This is a genomic window from Thiomicrorhabdus immobilis, assembly GCF_021654855.1.
Taxonomy (GTDB): Bacteria; Pseudomonadota; Gammaproteobacteria; order Thiomicrospirales; family Thiomicrospiraceae; genus Thiomicrorhabdus; species Thiomicrorhabdus immobilis.
Map to the genome: position 1 here is coordinate 576,984 of NZ_AP024202.1, position 24,915 is coordinate 601,898.

The 24,915-nt window shown below is 41.0% G+C and carries 21 protein-coding genes and 1 tRNA gene; 13 read left to right on the forward strand and 9 right to left on the reverse strand.

From position 1 onward, the window contains the following. Positions 1 to 18: 18 nt before the first annotated feature. Genes L6421_RS02505 through L6421_RS02515 form a run of 3 tightly spaced genes read right to left on the reverse strand, consistent with a single transcriptional unit; the run spans position 19 to position 3,190 of the window. Positions 19 to 969 carry a M14 family zinc carboxypeptidase gene (locus L6421_RS02505; RefSeq protein WP_237262850.1) on the reverse strand — a complete coding sequence of 317 codons (951 nt, stop codon included), beginning with the start codon at positions 967 to 969 and terminating at the stop codon, positions 19 to 21. Between the two features lie 20 nt (positions 970 to 989). Beyond that, complete coding sequence (locus L6421_RS02510; protein WP_237262851.1) at positions 990 to 2,141, reverse strand: PilT/PilU family type 4a pilus ATPase; 1,152 nt, start codon at positions 2,139 to 2,141, stop codon at positions 990 to 992. Positions 2,142 to 2,152: 11 nt separating this feature from the next. After that, positions 2,153 to 3,190, reverse strand: a complete 1,038-nt coding sequence (locus L6421_RS02515; protein ID WP_237262853.1) for a type IV pilus twitching motility protein PilT — start codon at positions 3,188 to 3,190, stop codon at positions 2,153 to 2,155. 153 nt (positions 3,191 to 3,343) lie between these two features. Between L6421_RS02515 and L6421_RS02520 the strand changes: the two genes are divergently transcribed. Then, positions 3,344 to 3,949 carry a Wzz/FepE/Etk N-terminal domain-containing protein gene (locus L6421_RS02520; protein ID WP_237262854.1) on the forward strand — a complete coding sequence of 202 codons (606 nt, stop codon included), beginning with the start codon at positions 3,344 to 3,346 and terminating at the stop codon, positions 3,947 to 3,949. 106 nt (positions 3,950 to 4,055) lie between these two features. On the opposite strand, the gene L6421_RS02525 is transcribed toward L6421_RS02520, so the two are convergent. Further along, the gene (locus L6421_RS02525) at positions 4,056 to 4,496 is read right to left on the reverse strand and encodes a DNA polymerase III subunit chi (RefSeq protein ID WP_237262856.1); all 441 of its coding nucleotides are present in this window, start codon (positions 4,494 to 4,496) and stop codon (positions 4,056 to 4,058) included. 14 nt (positions 4,497 to 4,510) lie between these two features. Continuing rightward, positions 4,511 to 6,001, reverse strand: a complete 1,491-nt coding sequence (locus tag L6421_RS02530; RefSeq protein ID WP_237262858.1) for a leucyl aminopeptidase — start codon at positions 5,999 to 6,001, stop codon at positions 4,511 to 4,513. Between the two features lie 102 nt (positions 6,002 to 6,103). On the opposite strand from L6421_RS02530, the gene lptF reads away from it, so the two are divergent. Both lptF and lptG read left to right on the forward strand, forming a co-directional pair. Next, on the forward strand, positions 6,104 to 7,216 hold the full coding sequence (gene lptF / locus L6421_RS02535; protein WP_255695493.1) for an LPS export ABC transporter permease LptF: 1,113 nt from the start codon (positions 6,104 to 6,106) through the stop codon (positions 7,214 to 7,216). 2 nt (positions 7,217 to 7,218) lie between these two features. Beyond that, positions 7,219 to 8,310, forward strand: a complete 1,092-nt coding sequence (gene lptG / locus L6421_RS02540) for an LPS export ABC transporter permease LptG (RefSeq protein ID WP_237262862.1) — start codon at positions 7,219 to 7,221, stop codon at positions 8,308 to 8,310. A gap of 66 nt (positions 8,311 to 8,376) precedes the next feature. Here the strand turns inward: lptG and L6421_RS02545 are convergent, their stop codons facing one another. Genes L6421_RS02545 through galU form a run of 4 tightly spaced genes read right to left on the reverse strand, consistent with a single transcriptional unit; the run spans position 8,377 to position 13,463 of the window. Beyond that, positions 8,377 to 9,732, reverse strand: a complete 1,356-nt coding sequence (locus L6421_RS02545; protein WP_237262864.1) for a phosphohexomutase domain-containing protein — start codon at positions 9,730 to 9,732, stop codon at positions 8,377 to 8,379. A gap of 47 nt (positions 9,733 to 9,779) precedes the next feature. After that, positions 9,780 to 11,030, reverse strand: coding sequence for a UDP-glucose dehydrogenase family protein (locus L6421_RS02550; RefSeq protein WP_237262865.1), 1,251 nt, complete (start codon positions 11,028 to 11,030; stop codon positions 9,780 to 9,782). Then, entirely contained in the window at positions 11,020 to 12,585 is a 1,566-nt protein-coding gene (pgi, locus tag L6421_RS02555) for a glucose-6-phosphate isomerase (protein ID WP_237262868.1), read from the reverse strand. The genes L6421_RS02550 and pgi overlap by 11 nt, the downstream gene beginning before the upstream one ends. After that, on the reverse strand, positions 12,582 to 13,463 hold the full coding sequence (gene galU, locus L6421_RS02560) for a UTP--glucose-1-phosphate uridylyltransferase GalU (protein ID WP_237262871.1): 882 nt from the start codon (positions 13,461 to 13,463) through the stop codon (positions 12,582 to 12,584). The genes pgi and galU overlap by 4 nt, the downstream gene beginning before the upstream one ends. Positions 13,464 to 14,010: 547 nt before the next feature. On the opposite strand from galU, the gene L6421_RS02565 reads away from it, so the two are divergent. From L6421_RS02565 to L6421_RS02610, 10 genes are all read left to right on the forward strand, one after another. Further along, positions 14,011 to 14,086: transfer RNA gene (locus tag L6421_RS02565), tRNA-Asn, on the forward strand. Between the two features lie 237 nt (positions 14,087 to 14,323). Next, positions 14,324 to 15,331 (forward strand): HlyD family secretion protein, encoded by a 1,008-nt coding sequence (locus tag L6421_RS02570; protein WP_237262872.1) that lies wholly within the window; start codon positions 14,324 to 14,326, stop codon positions 15,329 to 15,331. After that, a complete protein-coding gene (locus L6421_RS02575; RefSeq protein ID WP_237262874.1) occupies positions 15,276 to 16,271 on the forward strand; it encodes an ABC transporter ATP-binding protein in 996 nt (331 codons plus the stop codon). The genes L6421_RS02570 and L6421_RS02575 overlap by 56 nt, the downstream gene beginning before the upstream one ends. Beyond that, positions 16,268 to 17,365 carry an ABC transporter permease gene (locus L6421_RS02580; RefSeq protein WP_237262877.1) on the forward strand — a complete coding sequence of 366 codons (1,098 nt, stop codon included), beginning with the start codon at positions 16,268 to 16,270 and terminating at the stop codon, positions 17,363 to 17,365. Before L6421_RS02575 ends, L6421_RS02580 begins: the two co-directional genes overlap by 4 nt. A gap of 187 nt (positions 17,366 to 17,552) precedes the next feature. Next, positions 17,553 to 18,959, forward strand: a complete 1,407-nt coding sequence (locus tag L6421_RS02585) for a cytochrome P450 (protein WP_237262879.1) — start codon at positions 17,553 to 17,555, stop codon at positions 18,957 to 18,959. Then, complete coding sequence (locus L6421_RS02590) at positions 18,949 to 19,836, forward strand: lysophospholipid acyltransferase family protein (protein WP_237262882.1); 888 nt, start codon at positions 18,949 to 18,951, stop codon at positions 19,834 to 19,836. Before L6421_RS02585 ends, L6421_RS02590 begins: the two co-directional genes overlap by 11 nt. Positions 19,837 to 19,978: 142 nt before the next feature. Next, positions 19,979 to 21,052, forward strand: a complete 1,074-nt coding sequence (locus L6421_RS02595; RefSeq protein ID WP_237262883.1) for a hypothetical protein — start codon at positions 19,979 to 19,981, stop codon at positions 21,050 to 21,052. Next, positions 21,049 to 22,410 carry a cytochrome P450 gene (locus tag L6421_RS02600; protein ID WP_237262884.1) on the forward strand — a complete coding sequence of 454 codons (1,362 nt, stop codon included), beginning with the start codon at positions 21,049 to 21,051 and terminating at the stop codon, positions 22,408 to 22,410. The genes L6421_RS02595 and L6421_RS02600 overlap by 4 nt, the downstream gene beginning before the upstream one ends. A gap of 6 nt (positions 22,411 to 22,416) precedes the next feature. Next, on the forward strand, positions 22,417 to 22,776 hold the full coding sequence (locus tag L6421_RS02605; RefSeq protein WP_237262886.1) for a hypothetical protein: 360 nt from the start codon (positions 22,417 to 22,419) through the stop codon (positions 22,774 to 22,776). Between the two features lie 73 nt (positions 22,777 to 22,849). Next, entirely contained in the window at positions 22,850 to 24,907 is a 2,058-nt protein-coding gene (locus tag L6421_RS02610; protein WP_237262888.1) for a capsule polysaccharide biogenesis protein, read from the forward strand. The last annotated feature ends 8 nt before the right edge of the window (positions 24,908 to 24,915 follow it).

Below are 24,915 nucleotides of genomic sequence, written 5' to 3' on the forward strand. Positions count from 1 at the left end.
GTTGGTTTTGCTCACGGGTTATTCGTTTTTTAGGCTTATTAGCTGCCGGTTAAAACCTTTTGGAGGCTCCTGGATGTTTTGGCCTTTGATTTTGGTAATGGTCCATTGCTCAACGTCTTTCCACATGCCATATATCTCCTTTTGGCTTGGCATACTTCCGGCAGAACGCAACTCTAGGGTTAACACTGGAATGTTTAAATACTCGCCCGCATAACGACCTAGTGATCCTGGATAGGTTCCTAAGGCCCTATGCTTTAGAGCACCGATTTTGTTGGGAACAGCATGGTCAGGCCCGTCATAATCTAATAGACCGTAAGGCGCATGGATAGAGATAATCGCATCGGGTTTGAACTCTTCGATGGTTTTTACCAGCCATTGGGTTTCAGGTTCTGAGTTAGAGCTGTCTCCTGGGTAACGACGTGGATTTTCTTTGGTGTATTTTTTCCAGTACTTTAAAGCCAATTCGTCCCAGTCGGGAGAAGGAAAATTGCGGTTTAAATCGGTATTGTTGGCATTCATGCGTGTTGCCGGATTTCGGTATAAGCCATCAGGATTGACCAACGGATAAAACAGCCAGTGTTGACGATTTTCATGTTGGTGCTTAAGCATATTCTGCATCCATAAATAGGTGATGCTTATCGCCGAGTATTCATCTCCATGGATACCGCTAATAAATAAAATACGCCCTTCAGGGATGTTTTGATTCAACTGTGACGGTTTGAAGTGACGTTGGGTTAGTAAGCGCCCTTGAGCACTTTTGGCATCGCTCGCTTCCAAGCCCAAATCCAAGCAGCCTTGGTATTTAACGGTACGCAGTTTTTTTGACCACTCTTTACAATAGTTTTCAATGCTTGTTGAAACCGTTTCGGAGTTAATTGAATTATTTACGGGTTGATTAGAGGCCATGGCATTTAATGACCAGGCCTGGTAAAAGGTTAATGCAATTAACCCTGTTGTTCTTAAAAACATATGCTTAACTTTATTGTTGTCTATTCTTGTTTCAAACTAAATGTGACGTTTTCATTTAAAAGCTCACCTTCGTCATCGGTTGGTTTCGGTAGTTTGCTATTTAATTTGATATTAAGGCGTAAATCATTCATTGAGTCAGCGCCTCTAAGTGCATCCTGGTAGGTAATGAGACCATTTTCATATAGCTCAAACAAAGCTTGGTCAAATGTTTGCATGCCTAAGGCACCAGAACTCTGCATGAGTTGTTTTATCTCACTGACCTTGCCTTTAAAAATCAACTCTGCGACACGTGGAGTATTGATTAGCACTTCTACTGCGGCAATTAATCCACCCCCTATTTTAGGAATCAGACGCTGAGAGACAATCGCTTTAAGGTTCAGAGATAAATCCATCAAAATGTGGTCGCGTTGGTTTGCAGGGAAGAAATTAACAATACGGTCAATGGTTTGGTTGGTGTTGTTTGCGTGTAGAGTAGACAAGCACAAGTGACCTGTTTCCGAGAACGCAATGGCATGCTCCATGGTCTCTTTACTACGGATTTCCCCAATCAATATGACATTTGGTGCTTGTCGTAAGGTATTTTTCAAGGCATTTTCATAGCTATCGGTATCCACCCCAACTTCACGCTGAGTAATAATACTTTTCTTATGGCTATGGACAAATTCGATAGGGTCTTCAATGGTAATGATGTGACCATCCATCGTACTGTTTCGTACATCAAGTAAGCTTGCCAAGGTGGTTGATTTACCTGATCCCGTTCCACCAACAATCAGTATCAGTCCGAGTTTGTCCATAATGGATTCTTTAAGAATCGGAGGAAGGTTCAAACTTTCAAAATTGGGTATTTCAGTACGAACTGAACGGATAACCATGCCAGGGGTTCCACGTTGTACAAAGACGTTAACACGGTAACGGGCTATCCCCGCAATGTGATAGGCAAAGTTACATTCCTGTGTGTTTTCAAAGATTTCCGTTTGATCTTCATTCATCAACTCAAAAGTCAACTTTCTCGACATCTCCGCCGTGAGTTTGTCTTCGGTTAATGAAATCAGTTTGCCATCCTTTTTCATGGTGGCTGGTCGGCCTGCGGTGATGAAAAGGTCAGACCCCCCATTGTTAGAGAAATAGACTAAAAGTTTATCCAGTTCGGAAAGGCTTTCTGTGACAGACATCATGATTTCCTTTAAGCAAATGCTGCTTTATTTGCGGCTTTTGAACGCGCATCTTCTCGAGTTATCAGGTTTTTAGCGACTAGGTCTTGCAAGTTTTGGTCCATGGTTTGCATGCCCAATTTTTTTGAGGTTTGAATAACCGAATACATTTGTGGCACCTTGGCTTCACGTATTAAGTTACGGATGGCTGAATTGACCAGCATGATTTCATGTGCGGCTATTCGGCCCCCCGTGGTTTTCTTGAGCAGGGCTTGCGAAATAACCGCTCTTAAAGATTCAGACAGCATCGAACGCACCATCTCTTTTTCTTCCGCAGGAAAAACATCGATTATACGGTCAATGGTTTTTGCAGCAGAACTGGTATGCAAAGTACCAAAAACCAAGTGCCCGGTTTCTGCAGCGGTCAGAGCGAGACGGATGGTTTCTAAATCACGCATCTCACCCACTAAAATAACGTCAGGGTCTTCACGTAATGCGGAACGTAAGGCATTGTTGAAACCTTTGGTATCTCTATGCACTTCACGTTGGTTTATCAGTGCTCGAATCGGCTGGTGTACAAATTCAATCGGATCTTCAACCGTCAAGATGTGTGCGGGGTCTTTTTTATTGATGTAATCAATCATTGCGGCCAAGGTGGTTGATTTACCCGAACCGGTAGGCCCGGTAACCAATACCAAGCCTCTTGGAAAACTGGAAATGTCTTTGAATATCTCTGGCGCACCGAGTTCTTCAAGGGTAATGATATCGCTAGGAATAGTACGAAATACCGCTCCAATTCCGCGATTGTGCATGAATACATTGGCACGGTAACGAGCGATTTTCGGCAGTTCAAAGGAAAAGTCGGCTTCAAGTTCCGATTCAAACCCTCGGCGCTGTTCATCATTCATCACATCGTAAATCATGTTTTGGAGTTGCTCAGCCTCCATATTAGGCGCTTCAACACGCTGAATATCGCCGTTTATACGGATAATCGGTGGTTGGCCTGTAGATAGATGTAAATCTGAGGCACCTTGTTGAACACTAAATTCAAGAAGCTGGGTAATATCCATAAAAGTAAGCCTTTATTGTTAGGTTAGCAACATCTTGACATTATAGAGAACCTTGTGGGTAATTAGAATAAAAACCTTAAATCCTTGTTGATACGTAATTTATCTGTTTTATTGTGTATAATCTTTGCAGTTTTAAAGATAAGGGGTTGTAAATTGAAAGATCACCAGCTAGAAAATAATCAATACATTGATGATGAAATAGATTTATTTGAATTATGGGATGGACTCGTTCAAGAAAAAACTACTATTTTGGTTACGGTTTTTCTTTCCCTGTTGTCTTCATTGGTTTATGTTTTTGGGGTCGATGACATATATGAAGCATCGGTAAAGATGCAGGTACAACAGGTACAACAGGTACAACTAGGTGATGAAGCTAAGCCATATTTGTCTATTGAGCCTGCGAATAAAACGGCAGAAATTTTAAATGGAATTGCGCCTGCTAATTTAAGTGAGATTAAAAAAGTTGATGGGGTTTTATTGGTGACGAGTCGAGGAACTAATAAATCTAAAATAATTGACCAGGTCAAAAATACTGTAGCCTTAGTCGAACAAAGACATCAAAAAATATATGAAGCTTTAGTAAATAGTGGAGGGGTAAAAAGCATTTTACCTACAGAAATGGTAGGTTCTATTTCGGTAACGGATAAGCCAGTGAGTCCCAAACCTAAATTAATATTGGCTGTTGCTGGTGTTTTGGGCTTAATGTTGGGTGTATTTATTGCGTTGATTCGTCGAGCGGTTAAAAATCGTAAACAGTAGGGTTTAACATGAGCTTAGATTGATATTTAAATTAGACTAAGAGTTGTGGTTTACAAAAAAACGGCTGTATAGCCGTTTTTTTGTCTTTAGATTTTATGGGGGAGGGCTAGAATCCGATTTTATGAACGGTTGGTTCTATGCCTGCCTGTTTATAGGCTTTCCAGCGTTCACGTCCCATTTTTATCAGGTAATCGGATTGATCTAATACTTCGATGGTACGTTGATATTGGCTGTGAATTTCTGGAAATTCCGGGTGTAAGTTAATCAGTACATCGTTGCAAGTTTTGGTAATTTTCTCCCCGTAAAGTTGAATGGGCGCAGAAACATTCCATTCTAAACCATGATGAATAAAGCTTTGGGGTTTTGCGCCCCAAAGCGTTAAGTCATAACGTTTTGCATCTTGTTGGTTGGCAAAACGCACATCACACTGACGTTGTTGTTTCCAGATGGTGTTTAACAGCTTACTTAAAAATGCCTCTCTTTCAGCTGGTTCGGTGCTGTTCAAAACATAAAACAACACATCTGGATTTTGAATTGGCTCAGACATTGAAAGTATTAACCTTAGTTAGCTTGTTTTAACAGGTATTCAACTAAAGCAGGTACCGGACGCCCAGTTGCGCCTTTGTTGGCGCCGCTGACCCAAGCTGTGCCGGCGATATCCAAATGCGCCCAATCAACGTCTTTGGTATAACGGGCCAAAAACTGTGCGGCGGTAATCGAACCACCTGCGCGACCTCCAATATTCGCCATGTCGGCAAAGTTGGATTTCAATTGCTCATCCCACTCTTCACCCAATGGCATTTGCCAAAAACGGTCATAGGTGGCTTGTCCAGCCGCCAATAGTTCATTGACCAACTCTTGGTTGTTACCCATTATCGCTGAAACATGATGGCCTAATGCAATGATACAAGCACCTGTCAGGGTCGCCATATCAATCACTTTGGCCGGTTTATACGTTTGTTGAGTGTAGGTTAGGGCATCACATAGAATCAAACGGCCTTCGGCATCGGTGTTTAAAATCTCAATGGTTTGGCCTGATAAGGAGGTGACTACATCGCCAGGTTTAATCGCATTGCCAGAAGGCATGTTTTCGGTTGCAGGAATCACTCCCACTACATTGATATTGGGTTTTAATTCACCTAAAGCCTTGAACACACCCAATACGGTCGCCGCACCACCCATATCGTATTTCATCTCATCCATGGCTTCGCCCGGTTTGAGTGAAATCCCACCGGTATCGAATGTTACCCCTTTACCGACCAACGCAATCGGAGCATCGCCTGCTTTACCGCCTTGGTAAGACAAGCAGATCATTTTTGGCGGGGTGATGCTGCCTTGAGCCACCGCCATAAACGAGCCCATGCCCATTTCAATCATCTCTTCGCGGTCGAGAATGTTGACGTCATAACCGTAATCCTCACCTAATTGAATCGCGGTTTCTGCTAGGTAAGTAGGGGTACAGAAATTACTCGGCATATTCGCCAAGTCTTGGGTCAACGCCATTCCCAATGCGGTTGCCTGGCCTTGTTTTGCCGCGATGGTTTGGTCGCCGCAAGGGAAAACCATGCTCTCCAGTTTGGGTTCTTTGACCGGGTGCTCGCCACGGCTTTCATGGCTATAGTCATAAAAACTTCTTTGGAATACCTGCGCAATCTGCATGGCTGACCAGGCCTGGGGGTTTTCAGCAATATTGTTCGGTGCAACAAACACCAATGCATTTACCGTATTAACCGAACCGCAATGGTCTAAGGCATCGGCAGTGGCTTTAAGTGAGGCCAAATAGCTTTTAGCGGTAAGCTTTTCCAATTCACCAATGCCTACCAATAATAGACGTTTGATTGAGAAATCTTTAGGTTTAATCAGTAGTAAGGTCTTGCCGACTTTTCCTGAGAAGTCTCCTGCATGAAAAAGTTCTTCTACAAAATTTTCTATTTCCGGCAAGTGTTGAATGTTTTCGATGCCTTGCGGTAATTTACCAGCTGACGTCACCGGTAAAATAAGCGTGTCGATATTGCTTAGCTGAGTATCAAAAGAAAAATGGATAGATTTCATGTACAGGTTGCCTTTTGTTTATGTCTCCAACAAGGGTTGGGTATAATGACTGAATCAGAGAACATGGAAAGTTTCTCAAAATATTTAATCATTTTAATATGAGTGAACCCGTTTTTGCGAATTCTCGACAAATATATTTTGAAAGAGCTCACCTTGACCTTTTTAGCGGTTTTGGTAGTTTTGCTACTCATCACTTTTGGCAGTGAGGCAACCAAGCTTTTGGCCGATGCCATGCAGGGCAAGATACCTGCATCGGTTGTGTTGCAGGTGTTGTTGCTTAAAATCCCTCCCGCATTAGAGATTATCTTGCCTTTGGTTGCGCTAATTGGCGTGATGTTGGCGGTTGGGCGTCTTTACCAAGACCAAGAGATGGTGGTGCTGAATAGTTGTGCGATTGGCCCTGCCTATTTTAAAAGGGTGGTGTTTCTATTTTTGATACCTGTGGCCTTGATTACAGCCTGGATTAGCTTGCAGGTCACGCCATGGAGTTATCAACAAGAACGTTTGCTGATCAGTCAGGCACAAACCATCTCGCCGATAGCCGGTCTGGTTCCGGGTAAGTTCAATTCTTTACCTAATAATCAAGGTGTGCTGTATACCAAATCGATTGCTGAGAGCGGCCAGATGGAATCGATCTGGTTGAAATTTGCCGATAAAGAGAACGACGTTATCTTGGTTGCGCCCGTTGGGCGTTTTGAATGGATTGAAAATCGCGTGGTTTTGGTTTTGGAGAATGGGTTCAGCTATCGTGGTCTACATGCGGCTAAGGATGTAACCGTACAAAAGTTTGCTCGTTTTGAAGGTTACTTACCAGAACTTGCACAGGCTAAATTACGCGCCAAAGTCTTCGAAAAACCGACTATGGAGTTGTTTAAATCAACCGACTTGAATGAATTGGCGCTATTGCAATGGCGTTTGGTTACTCCGTTTGGCATTATTGTGCTTGGCTTGCTGGGGCTTAAAATGAGTCGCACCGGGCCTAGAGAAGGACGTTTTGCCAAACTGTTTATCGCTCTGGTGTTATACATCGTTTATAACCAGTTATTGGTGGTGGGGCGTGATGGAATCTCCAATGGTGGTTGGCCGGTTTGGCTAGGCCTCTGGCCTGTAACGGTTATCTTTTTGTGGTTTGCAGTAACGGATATGAAAAAGTTACCAATCAATAAAGCGAAAGATTGGAAAAGCCGGTTGCCTTTTATCGGGGAGGCGAAATAGCCATGAATCGAATCGAGCGTTATTTGGGTGGTGTGGTTCTCGGTCACTCTTTGTTGGTCATGTTGGTTTTAATGGTGATTTTTTCATTTTTTGAATTTATGAACCAGGTCGGTAAATTAACCGAGGGTTATACCTTAGGTTTAGCGTCTTTTTATACTTTATTGAAAGTACCCGTCTATAGTTATGAAGTCTTTCCCATTGTCTTGTTAATAGGCACTTTGATGGGGCTGGGTAGTTTAGCCAATCAATCTGAATTAACCGTGTTGAGGGTTACAGGGTGGTCTATTAAACGAATTTTATGGGCTGTACTGAAAACCGCCTTTTTAATGTGGTTGGTCATGGCCGTCATCGGTGAGTTTATTGCTCCTAAAAGTGAGGCCTATGCAAAAAATATGCGGGCAGAAGCATTGAATCAGAGCTTTTCAATCGGTTCAAACAGCGGTTTATGGGTTAAAGATGAGTATCGCTACATTCATGTCGGGCGCATTATTTCCAGTCAAGACTTAAGGGATATCGAAGTGTATGACTTGGATCAGGGAAGGATCAAAGGGCTTATACAGGCGAAACAAGCTCATTATGTTAACGATAGCTGGGTGTTTAAAGAGGTTAAGCAGGTTGATTTAACTCTACTGCCGGCAGATCAACAATTACCTGCACGAATAGAGTATTCAAGCAAAAATCTGCAAAAGATGGCCGAAATTTTTCCGCTAAAACCGGAAGACTTAACCAAGTTGGATATTGAAACCCGTTATTTAAGCGGCTGGGATTTATATCATTATGTGGCGTTTTTGGAAGACAATGGCTTAGATGCGAGTAGTTATCTGCTTTCATTATGGCGCAAAATTGCTACACCCATCGTGGTGTTGGCGATGATTGCCGTGGTATTTCCGCTGATTTTCGGTTCTATGCGTCAGGTGAGTGTGGGACAACGAATCTTTTTGGGCGTACTGATTGGTATGGGCTTTCATCTTATCAATCAGCTGATTGGAAATATTTCCGTAGTGTATCAATTGCCGATTGTCTTGGGGGCGCTAGGGCCGTCAATTGCCTTGCTGTTATTCTCTTGGTATTGGCTACGTAAGGTAGATGGATAGTGTTTGGTCGATGGTCAATGATTGTTTAACCAAGGACTAACGACCAAAGACCATTGACCAACTCATTTAGTCCGCAAAGATAATCGCTTCAATCTCTTTCACTTTTTGAGTGACCAGGCCTGGGTCACCTCGCGATTCCACATTCAATCTTAACAAAGGTTCGGTGTTGGATAAACGAATGTTCATACGCCAATCGGCAAACTCCAAACTAATACCGTCAGTTTCATCCAATACAGGCTTTTCGGGTTGATATTTGGCTTGCACGGCCTTCAAAATCTTTTGACTGTCTTTGACGGTGTAATTGATTTCACCACTGCAAGGGTAGGCTTTCATGCGCTCTTCGATTAACTGTGAGAGTGATTTTCCGGTTTTTCCCATTAACTCTGCGATGAGTAGCCAAGGAATCATGCCGCTATCGCAATAGAAGAAGTCTTTGAAGTAGTGATGGGCAGACATTTCACCACCATAAATTGCATCTTCTTTACGCATGCGTTCTTTGATAAAAGCGTGTCCGGTTTTAGATTGTATCGGCAGGCCACCAGCTTGCTGGACCTGTTCAATCGTATTCCAGGTTAGGCGAGGGTCGTGTACGATTTTTTCTCCCGGATTATTCTTTAACAAGGTTTCCGCTAACAGTCCTACTAAATAGTAGCCTTCAACAAAATGACCGTTTTCATCAAATAGAAAACAGCGGTCAAAGTCTCCATCCCAGGCTACCCCCATGTCGGCTTTTTTCGCCACAATGGTGTCTGATGTTATGGCACGGTTTTCAACAATCATCGGGTTTGGAACACCGTTAGGGAAGTTACCGTCTGCTTCATGATGTAGTTTAATTACGTTGAAGGGTAATTTTTCAGCAAGGCAGTCAAACGTTGGACCCGCTGAACCATTACCGGCATTGACCACGATATTGAGTTTAGGTAGGTTGGCGACATCCACATACGTTAATAGGTGCTCAACATAGGCGGATTTGTCTTCTCTTTTCTCAAGTTTGCCTTTTTGAGAAGCTAAAGCCGTAAAGTCTTGATTGATAACACGGGCTTCAATCGCTTTTAAACCTGAGTCGCCACTAATCGGTTGCGAACCTTTAGAAACCAATTTCATGCCGTTATAGCCTTTTGGATTATGACTGGCGGTAATCATAATCCCACCGTCAGAGTGATAATGGCTAGTGGCAAAATAGACTTCTTCGGTTCCGCATAGTCCAAGGTGAATGATGTCTACGCCAGAATCGAGTAGGCCGTTACATAAGGCATTGGATAATCCAGGGCTTTCCAGGCGGATATCATGGCCAATCACGATGTTTTTTGGCTGAAATTCACTCGCGAAAGCACGGCCAATCTTATAGGCTAAGTCTTCGTTGAGGTCTTGAGGCACAATGCCTCGAATGTCATAGGCTTTAAATGCGCTAAGGCTTGTCATAAGGTAAAAATCTTTTGCTGAATGAGTTTATGAAATAAGAGGGTTGCTTAACGTCCAACACCGTAATAGATGAATTCATTATCTTCAACCCAGAATTTATTATAAAGGTTGCGGCCATCTAAAATAATGGGTGTTTGCATATTCTCTTTAAGTACAGCAAGGTCTGGCGACCAAAACGCTTTGTATTCGGTTAACACACACAAAGCATCCGAATTTTCAGTGGCGTCATACATTTCTGAGTGGAAAGAAATTTGTTGCTGCTGATGGTTGGAAAGGTTTTTATGTACCCACTCTTTAGAAGCTTCTAAAGCGAAGGGGTCATGCAGCTTCAATGAACAGCCTTGATTGATAAAGGCGGTAATCAAAGTTAAGCTCGCAGAGCTTTCGATTGAGGTGGTATGCGGTTTATATCCTAGACCCCATAAAGTGATAGTTTTACCTTTCAAGTCACAATCGAAGTGTTGCCAAAGCTTTCTAAAGAACAGTTCCTTTTGGTTTTCGTTAATGTCGATAACCGATTGCAGGAGGCTTTTTCCTCCGTGGTGATGGGCTTGCGGCAATAGCGATTTGATACGCTCCAAGTCACGGGTGAAGTTATCGCCACCAAAGCCGATACCAGGATAAAGGTAAGCGCGTCCAATACGTTTGTCGGCTCCTAAACCTAAACGAACTTCTTCAATATCCGCATCAATCACTTCAGAAATCGTGGCTAATTCGTTCATTAAAGAGATTCGTGTCGCCAACATCGCGTTAGTCGCATATTTAGTAAGTTCAGCGGACGCGGGCGTCATATTAAGAATGACATCACGGTTGCGGTTGAAAGGGGCAAAAATCTGTTTTAGTTGCTCTCTAATCTTTTCACTAGAGGTGCCAATGATAATTCTATCTGGGCGCGTAAAGCGTTGAATTGCATGGCCGTCAGCCGCAAAGTCAGGGTTGACTGCAAATTCAAGTTTGGCGGTTTGCGCCAATTCTTTCGCCAAGCCAATGGTAAAGTTACTGCGCACGATCAAAGTGCTTTCCGGTGAGGCGGACTGTGCTAGCTGATTGGCAATGAGTTTGGCATTATGACAATCATCCGGTTCCAAGGCGATAATATGACATTCTGCCTGAGGGTTTAACTTATCGGTAATGGTTAAACGACCACTGGTTAACTGATTATCTAACAGTGCTACCAGGCCTGGTTCAGCAATATCATCAGGGCGTTTGCCAATGAGGGTGACGTTATTCCCCGTTTCAGCTAAACAGCCTGCACAAACCATGGCACTGATGGTGTTTCCAAAAACGTTAATTTTCATTTTGTGTCTTCCATATGCTCTGTAAGATGCCTTGTGTTGAAGAGTCTAAGCCTTCGGTATCTTTAGCTTCAATTTTTTGAAATATTTCTAGGGCAATTTTTTTACCCAGTTCTACACCCCATTGGTCAAATGGATTGATATCCCAAATGACCGATTGTACAAATACGCTGTGTTCATACAGGGCAATCATCATGCCTAAGTGTTTGGCATCTAATTTATCAAATAGAAGCGTGTTGGAAACTTGGCCACCAGGGTAATCCTTGTTTGGGTCATCATCGGTTTTACCCACCATCAATGCTCGGCTTTGTGCCAAACAGTTGGCGATATTCAGGTGGTGGTGAAAGGTGTGGCGTTCACTTTTACCACTGGCTTCGGCATACAGAATAAAGTCTGACATGACTCTTTCTGTTCCTTGGTGCATGAGCTGGTAAAAGGCGTGCTGGGCATTCGGACCCACTTCACCCCAAAGAATCGGACAGGTGCGATAATCAATCATTTCGCCGCTTCTTGAAACATGTTTACCATTACTTTCCATAACCAACTGTTCAAGATAGCTGGCTAGATATTTCAAACGAGAGTCATAAGGCAGGATCGCTTGCCCTGCTAAGTTTAAGAAGTTGATGTTCCAAACACTGATTAAACCTAACATAACGGCAACGTTATCTTTAAAAGGGGTCGTTCTAAAATGCACATCTATTTCATGTGCACCTTGTAAAAAGGCCTTAAAGCCTTGCATTCCTTGTTGTAACGCAATGGTCAAACCAATCGTTGACCAAAGTGAGAACCGGCCACCGACCCACTCCCAAAACAGCAGTTGATGCTCTGGTAACAATCCCCACTCTTGCATCATCGGCGCATTGGTCGAAACACCAATAAAATGCTGCATGGTGCCAGCTTGAGTCGGAGAAAAACTCTCTACCCATTCTCGAGCCGTCTTCGCTAACGACAAGGTATCGATAGTGGTAAATGATTTGGATGCAATTATGAATAGGGTGGTTTCTGCAGATAGATTTTTCAGTAATCTTTGGAGTTGTTTACCATCCAAGGTGGATACAAAGTGCAACTCAGGAGCAAGAGGACTTCTAACGCCTTTTAATGCGTGGGTCACCATAAGAGGCCCTAAGTCACTACCCCCAACACCAATATTAACCACATCGGTAATCGCTTTGCCCGAATAGCCTCTAAGTTGCTTGGTGTGAACACGCTCCACCAACTCTTCCATCTTGGCCCATTGTTCACTGACTTCGGCTTTAGGGTCGGCTAAATCGCGTAAAAAAGTGTGGCCTGCGGCACGCCCTTCAGTATGGTTTATCTTCTCACCAGTAAAGAGTTTTTCAATCCACTCCGTCAGCTTGGCTTCTTCTGCTAAATTAAGCAGAGATTGTCTGTCTTCAGCGGTTAAGTTTTGCTTGGAATAGTCTAATATCAGGCCTGGTAGCTTTACATTAAACTCCTCAAAACGATTGGTATCATCACCAAACAAGCTGGCTAAGTGGCGATCTTTAGCCTGTTTGCTTAAGTTCTCTAAAATACGATAAGAAGGGAGTTGCTTCATTGCATGTACTCTTTTAACCAGGTTGTAAATTCATTGCTAAGTTCAGGATGTTGCATGGCAAACTCAACTGTTGCTTTTAAGTATCCTAGCTTATCACCACAGTCATAACTCTTACCAGCTAAACAGTAGGCATCGACATCGGCGATTTCCATCAATTGAGCGATCGCATCCGTTAATTGAATTTCATTGCCGGCACCCTTTGGGGTGACCTTTAATAAATTCAATATTTGATTGTTGAGAATATAACGCCCGGTTACGGAAAGGTTTGATGGTGCTTCATCGATTTTTGGCTTCTCAACGATGGCCGACATTTTTGAGGCTTTTCCAGGCTGTAAATCCACCCCTAGACAGTCCGCAATACCATATTTATCAACATCAGAAGTGGGAACGGGTTCAACCATGATTTGGCTGTGTTTGGTTTTCTCAAACGCAATCGCCATGTTTTTAAGATCATTCGAGTCATTGTTTAAAATGACGTCTGGTAGCATGACTGCAAAATCCTCATCACCAATAATCGGTGCCGCACATAACACCGCATGCCCTAAACCTAATGCTTGAGGTTGCCTAACCGAGATGATATTGGCTTCCTCAGGAAGGATGTGTCCCACTTTAGCCAAAAGCGCGGTTTTATTTTTAAACGCTAAGGTCTTTTCTAATTCAAAATTGTGGTCAAAGTGGTTTTCAATCGCACCTTTAGATGAGTGTGTTACCAAAATGATATCTGTAAAGCCTGCTGAAACCGCTTCTCTAACCACGTATTGAATCAATGGCTCATCAACCAGGGTAATCATCTCTTTTGGAATCGCTTTGGTAGCAGGCAAAAAGCGAGTTCCAAGACCTGCAACAGGGATAACAACTTTACGAAGGGATGAAGACATAATGAATAATCCTAAATTTAATTTTGCGTTGATTGTGCTCTATATGATTTTGTCAGTATAAATCAAAATTTTTAGTAATGAAGCGTACTTTAAGGCTGTTTACTAAATTAATGCGTGACGTTTCTATTAAAATTTTCCGCCATAAAATAGATTCACCAGGCCTGGTGATTTTAATTTTGCTTTTTGTGTGATTTTAGCAATATACAAGCCATTTAAGCGGTTTTAAAGAGGGTGTTGGTTCTAAGGTGTTGTATTTAAAGCGGTTGTTTTATAGAGTTAGTGCGTTTTTAAAACAAGCAAACTCTGCTTTGGGGTGAGGAGATGGTTAAATCTGCATAAAAAACAGGCATGATTATTCTATTGGTGCACCAATTTGAAAAAGCGAATGGATTTATATTTTGAATTTTTGGATAAATGACAACTGATTGATATTTAGAGAAGTTTTAAAAAAAACAGTAAAATCATTAAAAAATTATAAAAAATCTGTTGCACAGCTGAAATAAATCCCTATAATACGCACCCATACAGAGCGTTGCTCAGTATCTATTCCCCAATAGTTCAGTTGGTAGAACACCGGACTGTTAATCCGTATGTCCCTGGTTCGAGTCCAGGTTGGGGAGCCAAATTCAAAAGCCCTAGTCGAAAGACTGGGGCTTTTTTGTTTCTATCCCTTCTTATTTTCTACGCTTGTTGTAATCTTTGTTTTGTTCTTTATCTGTGTCGTTTTAAAAATTGACGCTTATTTGTATTAAATATAGACTGAATTTGGTTATTTACCCTTAAACCAGGTCTTTTGCGTTTTAAAACGCGTTTTTAGGTCGGGTAACCAGTCTGTGGGTTTTCTAATTCTGGATATAAAAATGAAGTTAGCTACGTTAATACCTGTTCTTTTGTTTTTGGTCATTCCATCCTTTTTTATGTGTGGTTGTCAGCATGAAAATGAACTTGATAAAGTTGTTGGGACTTTAGAGTGGGATCGGATTGAGCTAACGAATGAAGTCAGTGAGCCGATTGTTAAGTTGCATGTTCGTGAGGGTGAGAAAGTCAACCAAGGAGATGTTGTTCTTGAGTTTGATAAGCGTCGTGCTCAGGCTACTTTGAACAGCTTTATTGCCATAGAAGAGCAGTTGCAAGCGAGATTGGATGAACTGGTTGCCGGCTCAAGGATAGAGGTAATGGAGCAAGCTAAACAAGCTGTGGTGCAAGCCAAAAGTGAGTTGCATCTAGCGGAAATCGATTTAGCTAGAATCAAAGCTTTAGTTAAGAAAAATTTAACCAGTCAGGCTGATCTGGATAACAGCTGGGCTATTTATAAAAAAGCGAAAGCGCAACTAGCACTGGAAGAGGCCAAATTGGATGCGTTGTTGGCAGGAACCCGTAAAGAGCAAGTTGAGCAAGCCCGAAAAGCACTGCAATCCGCTCAGGCTCAAGTAGCGCATCAACAAATTAATCTAGAGCATTTAACGCTTTTAGCGCCTGCAAAAGGTTTGGTGGATAGCTTGCCTTATAAAGAGGGGGAAGAGCCTAAAACAGGAAGTGTCGTAGCGGTGATGTTGGTCGGAAATAATCCTTATGCCCGAGTTTATATTCCAGAACCTTTACGTGCGCAAATCAAGCCAGGGCAATCCGCCAAAGTTTTTGTCGATGGTGTTGAAAGCCCCTTTTCAGGCAGGGTGAGGGTGGTTAGTAATGACCCGGTATTTACACCATATTATTCTTTAACCGAAGCTGACCGTTCACGTTTGGCTTATTTGGCCAAGGTGGATTTAGTCGATGATGAAGCCAATCAGTTGCCTGCGGGCTTGCCGTTAAATGTTGTTTTCGAATCCTCTGAAACAGCGATTTTTCAAAGCGATGTTAAACACTGAGATGTCAACCGAATTTGCGATTCAATGCCGACAGCTAACACGTCAATTTGGCGATGTTAAGGCTGTCGATGGTCTTAATCTGACGATTCCGAAAGCCAGTATTTACGGATTTTTAGGTCCTAATGGTTCAGGTAAGTCAACGACTATTCGTATGTTGTGCGGTCTGCTGTTGCCTACTCGTGGCGAGGTAGAGGTTTTAGGGTTGCATATACCCGGACAAAGTGAGCAGTTAAAGAGACACATCGGTTATATGCCGCAAGAATTTTCTCTGTATGAGGATTTAACGGTAAAAGAAAACTTGAGTTTTATGGCTTATGTATATGGGTTGTCTGCCAAGCAACAGCGCCAACGGGTTGCTGAAGTCATATCTATTTATAATTTAGAAGCCAAACAAAATACCTTGGCCGGACAGATGAGTGGTGGACAGAAGCAACGTCTAGCCTTAGCGGCGGCAATTATCCATAAACCAGACCTGTTATTTCTTGATGAGCCTACCAGTGCGGTTGACCCTCAAAGCAGGCGAGATTTTTGGGAGTCTTTATTCGATTTGGTAAATCAGGGTACGACTATTTTAGTTTCATCACATTATATGGATGAAGCCGAGCGTTGCCACTCACTGGCTATTTTAGATCATGGTATTAAAGTAGCGGATGATACGCCGAGTAATTTAATGGCGAATTTAGCCGCCTGGGTTTTAAAGGTTGAAGGTGGGTCGGTTAATTTAATGCGCAAAACTTTATTGGCAATGCCGGATGTCATTAGTGTGACCCAGTTGGGGATGCATTTGCGGGTTTTATTGAATAAAGAGCTCAAACATCCAGTCCATTTTATTGAAAATGGCCTTTCCGATTTTGATGGTTGTAAGGTTCTCCAGGTTGAAGCATCTCTTGAAGATGTTTTTGTGGTTTCCACAAGTCAACAAACAATGGTTGCACAATGATTTCCTGGTATCGATTGTTTGCCGTTTTACGAAAAGAGTTTTGGCAGTTAAAACGAGACCGCCTCACTATAGGGATGATTGTCGGTATTCCTGTGATTCAGATATTGATGTTTGGTTTTGCCATCAATACCGATGTCCGCCACCTACCTATGGCTGTGGTAAATCAAGAAAACTCTCAGCTATCCAGAGAGTTGATTGCCGATATTCAGGCCTCTCAAGTCGCGCTGATAAAATATAGGGTTAAACAAGTCAGTGAAATCGAAACCTTGTTACGAGAGGGTAAGGTCAGTATCGGGTTGGTTATTCCACACGATTTTGAACGCCGCTTGCAAGATGAAAAGCGGCCTGCCGCCCAGTTGCTGGTAGATGGGTCTGATCCATTGATTTTGGCTTCTGCACATCAGTTGACTGCTATGCGGCTACACCATAAAACCCAAGAAACAGCTCAATCAAATAAGCTTTTTGAGGTTCGGAACTACTACAATCCTGAACGACGTTCTGTTATTAATACGGTGCCAGGATTGATTGGTGTCATCTTGACGATGACCATGATGATATTCACCGCAGTTTCCATTGTCAGGGAAAGGGAGCGCGGAAACCTTGAGTTGTTAATCAATACACCGATTACCCGTACCGAACTGATGGTTGGAAAAGTCGTGCCTTATATCGTCATTGGTTTTATCCAGGTCACTTTGGTCGTGGTGCTTGGTGCCGTTATCTTCAAAGTGCCTATTCACGGCAGTATTGCCGATGTTTACATTGTTTCACTTCTGTTTGTATTGGCAAATTTAGCACTCGGTTTGTTGTTTTCCACTATCGCTAAAAGTCAGTTTCAAGCCTTGCAAATGGCAATTTTCGTGATGTTGCCTTCCATCCTGCTCTCGGGCTTTGCATTTCCTTTTGATGGCATGCCAAAGCTGGCGCAGTGGTTTGCGGAAATCTTGCCCATGACACATTTTGTGCGGTTGATACGCGGGATAATGCTTAAAGGTGCAAATATTACCGAGTTATATCAAGAGTTGGCGATATTGATGGTTTTCACTGTTTTAGTGTTGGTCTTGGCGATAAAACGTTTTCATAAACGACTTGATTAAAAGCTTTGACAGGATTCGGTATACTCTCAAGAAGTTAAGCGATTATTAGCTGAGCGGGGTAGTGATTCATTCCGTTTTTTGCTTCATCTTTTTTCTAAAGCTATTTAGTGTCGTTTCGAGACATGAATTTTTAATTAATTCGCTTACAATACTTGCCTGTATCTTTAATTAAGAGCCTTCTTTTACGATGAATGATGTCAAATTTCCTGTAATGGCGCCTAGACCAGAAAAGTCTTCAAGCATGTTTAAAAGGCTTTTATGGGCTCGCAAAAATTTGCTTTCTGTTTGGTCTGAACAGGAGTATGAGTTGAAGTTTTTTCAATTCAAAATCTTAAATAAGCAATATGTTGTTTGTAACTCTCCAGAAACCGTCAAAACGGTTTTTCTTGAGGAGCATGATAATTATGATAAAAAAAGTCCACAAATGCGCCATGCCCTTGAGCCTTTATTAGGGGATGGGCTATTTGTTAGTGATGGTAAGTTGTGGAAAGAACGAAGAAATTATTGTGCACCAGCGTTTAACAATAAGCTGATGTCCGGTTATTTTGATGTCATGGTTGATTCAAGCAACGAGCTCATCCAAGAATGGGAGCAAAAAGCAACGCTAGGGCAGGTTGATATCTTAAATGAGATGGCTAGGTTGACCGCTAAAATCATTGGTAGAAGCATTTTTGGAGATGAAACACAGGATTCAGAGGTAAGAACAATTGTGCGTGAGTTTTCAAAATACCAAAAGAATGTCGATCAGATTAATCTGGCAGACTCTCTGGGTATTCCAGCGTTATCTTTTATGAAAAACCCTTACCGTCAATACAAACTCAAATTGTCGACGCATCGCATTCATAATGTAATTGACACTATTATCGAACGTGCAAAAACAGTGAAAGAAGAAAAATTCAATTTAGTGTCGATGTTTTTAACCGGGTCAACCGGTCAACTAGGTAAAGGTCATGCTTGCCCTTTAAGTTTAGAGGCCGCTAGAAACGAATCGATTGTTATGTTCATGGCAGGACACGAAACTACTGCAAATTCACTGTCATGGACTTGGTATTTATTGAGTGAATATCCAGAAGTAATGAAAAAACTACAAACGGAGTTAGATGAAGTCCTAGGTGGGCGGGAGCCGACACTGGATGATATTGATAAACTTCATTACACCAGAGCCGTTTTTGAAGAGTCTATGCGCCTATATCCTCCCGTGCCTCTTTTGAGTAGAGAGGCAAGGGAAGACGCTGAAATTAATGGCAAAAAAATTACAAAAGGTGCCAATATTCTGGTTGTTCCGTGGCTATTACATAGACATAAAAAATATTGGGATAATCCTGATGAATTTAGACCAGAAAGATTTTTACCCGATGCACCTCAGCCAGATAAGTTTGTTTATATTCCTTTTAGTGTCGGTTACCGGGTGTGTCTTGGAAAACGTTTTGGACTCATTGAAGGCATAACTTGCCTGGCCATGCTTGCCCAAAAGTTTACCCCAAAACTCACACAGCCTGAAAAAGTTGAAATCGAATGCAGGCTTACTTTAAGACCTAAAAAAGGCGTGCCAATGATGCTTCATAAAAGAGAGGTTTCTTTACATGCATCCTAGATTTGAACTGATTTTGGCTTGGTTAATGAAATTTTTACCGGTAAATATTACTTCTAAAATTGGAGCGATATTGGGGCGAATGGAGGTTTTGAGAGCGGCAAAAAAAGACAGAAAATGGGTGGCGAGATTTTATAATAATCTTGAGCAATTACACGCAGTATCCGCCGAAAAGGATAAAAAGAAGTGGCTCATAGAATTTGGTGAGGAGTTTGGACGGCTCTATGCCGAAACAACGATTTTGCAAAAAATAGATAAACTGAATCGAATTAAAATTGAGGGGTTGGAAAACCTTCAAAACCGAACTCGCCCCACCATTTTCATTGCTCCTCACATATCAAACTGGGAAATCATCCTAAAGGTTTTTACACAACTCGACAATCCAACCTGCGCGCTTTATGAACCTAGAGAAAATGAACAGAGAATGAAGATTGTTAACAGCGCACGTCTGGGTTGGGGGAAAAAAATCCACTTAATTTCAACCGAACAACCAATGGCAATGAAAAAATTACAGTCTATGCTTAAAAACAACTCCAACCTGTTTGTTTTGCCGGATGAAGAAAAAGAGGGTATGGTTTTTGCCCCCTCTTTGGGTAGGCATATACCTTATGCAGGTAATCGATGGATGTTAAGTCGCCTGGCGGTTAAGTTTTCGGCTGACGTGATTCCTATTCATGTAGAGCGAGTGAAATCTACCCATTTTGTGATTTATATTGATAAAAAAATTCAATATTCAGATATTGATAATCGAGCGATTGATAAAGTTGAGCAGGCAAAATTAATTGCAGATGAGATTGATGTTAGATTGAATCAACTTGTACGTAAATCCCCTCATCTATGGTATTGGCTGCCTTACTTGGATTTAAAAAAGAATAGGTAAGGTTATGTTGATTGAATTTATTTGATCGTAAATTGCCGTTTATTTGGTTTAAATAGTTTAGAGATTTATTCAATATCGCTTAACAACACTTATAATTGCCCATCCCAACATAAAAAATACTGAATTTAGATTTATGAACCCAGTGACTAAGCGTAAGATTTTTTACATTCCAGGATTTGATCCAAGAAGTGAGTCTTATTACAAAAAGTTGTTGTTGCAGAACTTTCCAGAAATAAAAGCAAGTTTGTCTGGGCAGACTAAATCGCAATTAAGTTATCAGCTTGGGGGGTTAAGTGTGGATTATGAAATTCTAAGCTGGCATGAAAGTGTTCGTAATCATTGGCTTAGTGGGTTTAAAGGTAACTTGATTAATGTCGCAACGCTTTTTACTGAATTTGTTTTCAAAGGCGGTTATTTAAGAGGCAGTAAAGTCACTTTAAGAGATGCGATTCAAAAAGGGTTCTCTGTTTATCTTTTTTTAGCCTGGTTTTTGTTGGCAGTAGGTTTGCTGTTTTATATAAAACAAAGTATTTATGATGTTTATGGAGGGTTTGCAACGGTATTGGCAATGATTGCCTGGTTTTTTCTAAACGCGTTAATCTATCGAGGTTTTGAAAAAACACATATATTTTGGGTGACAAGAATCATGCGTTTTTTTGCTCTTTACGCAAAACAGCAAACTGTAGATGTCATTGAGAAAGAGAAGCAGTTTCAAGCAAAAATTGCCTACACATTGCAATCAAAAGCGTTTGATGAAGTTGTTTTGGTGGGGCATAGTGTAGGTACTATATTAACCCTTAATATTCTGTCTGAACTTGAAAAAAATGGTCAAGCAAAGGCTTTATCTGTTTTTACTTTAGGTCACTGTGTAACCGGTGTTTCAGTTGTGAAAGGTGCGGCATGGTTCAACCAAAAACTAGCCTCTATTGAGTATAGACAGTCTTATTGGGTTGATGTCACCTCTGGAAAAGATGCGGTTAATTTCTATAAAGTGAATCCAGGTTTTGATACAAAAGCTAAACCTGATAGAGTTTTATCAGCGGGTTTTCACAAAATTTTTTATAAAAAGTTTTACAAAAGTTTGAGGTGGGATTTTTACAAAGTTCACTTTTTATATTTATACAAACCTGATTTGCCCGATAAAAGTGTATTCAATTATCAAAAATTATTAACTGAGCCGCTTCTATTGAAAAGATTGAAAGAAGGTGCTGAATGAGTCGTTGTCCAATATTTCCAAAACCATCTGAGAAACGAGCATCATTATTTAAAATTTTTTTTAAGAAAAGTCGTTCATGGATGGATGCTTTGTATGCTCGAAGTTATATCATGAAAATGGGGGAGATTCGTTTCCCAACAAGCAAGTTGTTTATGGTTAACGATCTATCTCAAGTAAAAAAAATGATGATAGAAAAACCAGAAAACTACCCCAAGCACCATGTTCTTTACGAAGTCTTAGAACCGTTGTTGGGAGGAAATTTATTTACCTCTAATGGTCAAGAATGGTCACGACAAAGGGACGTGTTAATGCCAGGTTTTAAGCAAAATAATGTTAATAAAGTCTTTGAAAAAATGGTTGAGGCAACGAATTCTATGCAGCAGCGTTTAGCTCAATATGAAGAAAATAAGGCTTTTGATATTGCTTCAGAGATGACATTGGTTACGGCGGATATTATTTTTAGGGCTATTTTGTCTTCGAATATTAACGAAGAGGAGGCTAAACAGGTTATGCATGCCTTCTCAGATTTTCAGAAACAGTCTCCCAAGATTACTATTTTAAGAATGTTCGGTATACCAAAAAATAGACTTTTCGATTTTTATGATCGCAAGAGAATTGAAAATGCCAAAAAGGTGCGTAAGGTTATAGAAAAGGTTGTTCAAGAGCGTATGCTTTCTTTTGAAAATGGAGATGAGAAAGATGACATTCTCCATGCGGTTCTAGTAACCGCAAGCCAACTGGAACACGATTTTTCTGTAAAAGAAATATCAGATCAAATGGTGACTTTGTTTTTAGGTGGGCATGAGACTTCAGCAGCGGCTTTAACATGGACTATTTATCTAATAAGTTTATTTCCTGAAGAGCAAGAAAAGCTTTTTGATGAGATTAATAGTGTAAACCCATTGCAGGTTTTAACCTCCAATGATGTAAAGCAGTTCAAGTTGTTGAAGCAAGTGTTTATGGAATCATTACGTTTGTATCCTCCTGTTGGTTTTTTAGCGAGAGAGGCAACAGAAAATCAAGAAATGAGAGGAAAAAAAATTACCACCAAAGATGCTATTGTAATTGCCCCTTGGTTAATTCAAAGAAATGAGAATTACTGGGACAAGCCTCATGAATTTTGTCCTCATCGTTTTGACAATGGTGATCCTTCAGAGCGGGGGGCGTATATCCCTTTTGGCATGGGGTCAAGAGTATGTATAGGGATGTCTTTTGCCATTCAAGAAGCTATGCTTGTTTTATCAACATTAATACGTGAATATCGTTTTGAACTGGAAGAAGGTTTTGAGCCCAAGCCTGTAGGAAGTCTTACAATACGCTCTGAAAACGGTATGCGTGTTAAAAAATATAAAAGGTAGTTTTGAGTGAGGTTTTCTTGGAAAGAGTGGTTTACTGGCTTTGGCTTAATGTGTCTAGTCGTTCCTTTGGCTGTGTTTGGGTATTTCTTGATTGTGATTTTTAGTTTCACTGGTCGTGCGAATCGAGTTCGTCAGGGTGTAAGAGCGATGGATCATTTTGTAAATGCCACCGTGTTTGATGGCTACGCTTGGGAATCAGTTTCCTCACATGCTTGGCGTGAACGTAACAATAAAAAGTGGGCGCGTAGAGTCATTGCATTTACTGACTACTTTCAGCCTAATCACTGCCAAAGAGCTAATAAGCGTGAACAGCCTATTGTTGACTTGGTGTTGGCAAAAGGTCTTGAAAAGCAAACGATTAAATAGTCGATAGTCGATAGTCGTTGGTCTATGGTCGATAGTTGTTGGTGTATGGTTTTATGATTATTTTTGGAAATGAATGAACCCTTTTAATATAAAAAGCGGTTATCAGTTTTACTGGTACAACTTAAAAGCCTTGTTTACCGATAAGCATTTTGTGGGTTGGGGGCGTAAACGTACGGGGCGGCTTGCTTCTTGGTGCGCAAAAACCTTTAACGGACAATGCACCTTGTATGAAGATGGTTTTATACGTTCAATTGGTTTGGGTGTAGATGGTGCTCCGCTGTTTTCTGTGGTGGAGGATGATAAAGGTATTTATTACGATGCTACCCAGCCTTCTAAACTTGAGAATTTACTTAACGAAACTGATTTTGGTGATTTACCAGGCCTGGTAAATCAGGCTGAACTTGCAATCGAGCAAGTGATTAAACATCAAATCTCCAAATACAATTTGGCTCAAGATGTGCCAAATGATTTCTTTCCAAAAAATGAAAAACGCATTTTAGTCATTGCTCAAACCGCAGGTGATGCCTCGCTTAAATATGGACTGGCTGAACAAATCACCACACAACAAATATTACAAGCGGCGATAGATGAAAACCCTGATGCTAAAGTCTATTTAAAAGTTCATCCAGATGTCGCATCAGGCAAGAAACAATCAGATATTTCAATTGATTCAGTCAAGCAATATGCGCAGATTATTACTGAGAGTTTTAATCCAATCTCACTGCTAAAGTTTTTTGATAAGGTGTATACCAAAACCTCGCAAATGGGTTTTGAAGCATTATTGCTCAATAAACAGTGTGTTTGTTTTGGGATGCCGTTTTATGCTGGCTGGGGCTGTACGGATGATCGGGTTAAGCTTGAAAGGCGAACCAAAAAACGCAGTGTATCTGAGATATTTGCCATAGCGTATATGCTCTACCCAAAATACTTTAATCCTTACACTCAAAAAGAATCCGATATTTTTGATACGATTTCGACGATTGCTCGAATACAAGCTAAGTCTCGACAGCTTAAGTATTTAAGTAATACCCAAGCTTTTTTATTTGGCTTTTCGCGCTGGAAACACAATTATATTAAGCCCTTCTTGCGGAGTCGTAACCATCAAAGCTTGCAGTTTATTAATCCTTTATTTGGTCAGTCACATCTTAAAATTGCACAGCAACAAGGCTTAAACTCAGAATCGACCAGGCCTGGTGTATTTTACATTTGGGGTAAAAAGGCGTTTGCAGAAGTAGAGTCTTATGCGAAAAAACACAATATTCCCATTTTTAGAGTAGAAGATGGTTTTATCCGCTCCAATTCGTTAGGTTCAGATTTAACGCAACCCTATTCTTTGGTCATCGATTCGCAAGGTATTTATTTTGATCCAACTCAGCCGAGTGATTTAGAAATAATTTTGCAAACCTATGATTTTGATTCTGACAGTAAACTAATAGAACGTTCTCAGCAGGTAATTGATTATCTAGTTGAAAATAAGCTTTCAAAATACAACCTGTATGAAAACAAACTGTTACAGTTGCCTGCCAATCAAAAATTTGTACTGATTCCAGGTCAAGTGGAGGACGATGCCTCTATAAAATATGGTGCCAATAGTATGACCAATTTAGCTTTACTAAAACAGGTTAGGCTGAATTGTCCAGAGGCTTACATTATTTACAAGCCGCATCCAGATGTCTTAGTGGGCAATAGAATAGGTCATATTGAAGAAGAGGTGGCTTTACAGTATTGTAATCAAGTTATTACCAAAGTCGGTATTGATACGGTTTTAGAGCATGCGTATGAAGTGCATACTATGACTTCATTGGTTGGTTTTGAGGCGTTATTACGCAATAAGAAAGTAGTTACCTATGGAATGCCTTTTTATGCTGGTTGGGGGCTAACTGAGGATAAACAAATCTGCAATCGCAGAACTCAAAGACTATCCTTGCCAGGCCTTGTAGCGGCAACCTTATTGATGTATCCAACCTATATTAATCCAAAAAATCATGCTGAGTGTGAGCTTGAAGCGGTTTTTGTCGGTTTGCATGAACAAAAACAAAACTTAGAGAATTCGTTTTTTTTGCGTTTTAAACAGAATCTTAGAAATAAAGTTGTGCGTTTTTTATTGAAAATAGTAAGTAGATTTAGTTAGTTTTAGAC

Excerpts from the sequence above, each read along its gene's own strand:
- lptG (WP_237262862.1), top strand. The coding sequence starts at position 7,219 with ATGAATCGAATCGAGCGTTATTTGGGTGGTGTGGTTCTCGGTCACTCT.
- L6421_RS02505 (WP_237262850.1), bottom strand. The coding sequence starts at position 969 with ATGTTTTTAAGAACAACAGGGTTAATTGCATTAACCTTTTACCAGGCC.
- L6421_RS02575 (WP_237262874.1), top strand. The coding sequence starts at position 15,276 with ATGTTGTTTTCGAATCCTCTGAAACAGCGATTTTTCAAAGCGATGTTA.
- L6421_RS02515 (WP_237262853.1), bottom strand. The coding sequence starts at position 3,190 with ATGGATATTACCCAGCTTCTTGAATTTAGTGTTCAACAAGGTGCCTCA.
- pgi (WP_237262868.1), bottom strand. The coding sequence starts at position 12,585 with ATGAAGCAACTCCCTTCTTATCGTATTTTAGAGAACTTAAGCAAACAG.
- L6421_RS02600 (WP_237262884.1), top strand. The coding sequence starts at position 21,049 with ATGAGTCGTTGTCCAATATTTCCAAAACCATCTGAGAAACGAGCATCA.
- L6421_RS02545 (WP_237262864.1), bottom strand. The coding sequence starts at position 9,732 with ATGACAAGCCTTAGCGCATTTAAAGCCTATGACATTCGAGGCATTGTG.
- L6421_RS02550 (WP_237262865.1), bottom strand. The coding sequence starts at position 11,030 with ATGAAAATTAACGTTTTTGGAAACACCATCAGTGCCATGGTTTGTGCA.
- L6421_RS02525 (WP_237262856.1), bottom strand. The coding sequence starts at position 4,496 with ATGTCTGAGCCAATTCAAAATCCAGATGTGTTGTTTTATGTTTTGAAC.
- L6421_RS02585 (WP_237262879.1), top strand. The coding sequence starts at position 17,553 with ATGAATGATGTCAAATTTCCTGTAATGGCGCCTAGACCAGAAAAGTCT.
- L6421_RS02610 (WP_237262888.1), top strand. The coding sequence starts at position 22,850 with ATGAACCCTTTTAATATAAAAAGCGGTTATCAGTTTTACTGGTACAAC.
- L6421_RS02530 (WP_237262858.1), bottom strand. The coding sequence starts at position 6,001 with ATGAAATCTATCCATTTTTCTTTTGATACTCAGCTAAGCAATATCGAC.
- L6421_RS02570 (WP_237262872.1), top strand. The coding sequence starts at position 14,324 with ATGAAGTTAGCTACGTTAATACCTGTTCTTTTGTTTTTGGTCATTCCA.
- galU (WP_237262871.1), bottom strand. The coding sequence starts at position 13,463 with ATGTCTTCATCCCTTCGTAAAGTTGTTATCCCTGTTGCAGGTCTTGGA.
- L6421_RS02580 (WP_237262877.1), top strand. The coding sequence starts at position 16,268 with ATGATTTCCTGGTATCGATTGTTTGCCGTTTTACGAAAAGAGTTTTGG.
- L6421_RS02590 (WP_237262882.1), top strand. The coding sequence starts at position 18,949 with ATGCATCCTAGATTTGAACTGATTTTGGCTTGGTTAATGAAATTTTTA.
- L6421_RS02510 (WP_237262851.1), bottom strand. The coding sequence starts at position 2,141 with ATGTCTGTCACAGAAAGCCTTTCCGAACTGGATAAACTTTTAGTCTAT.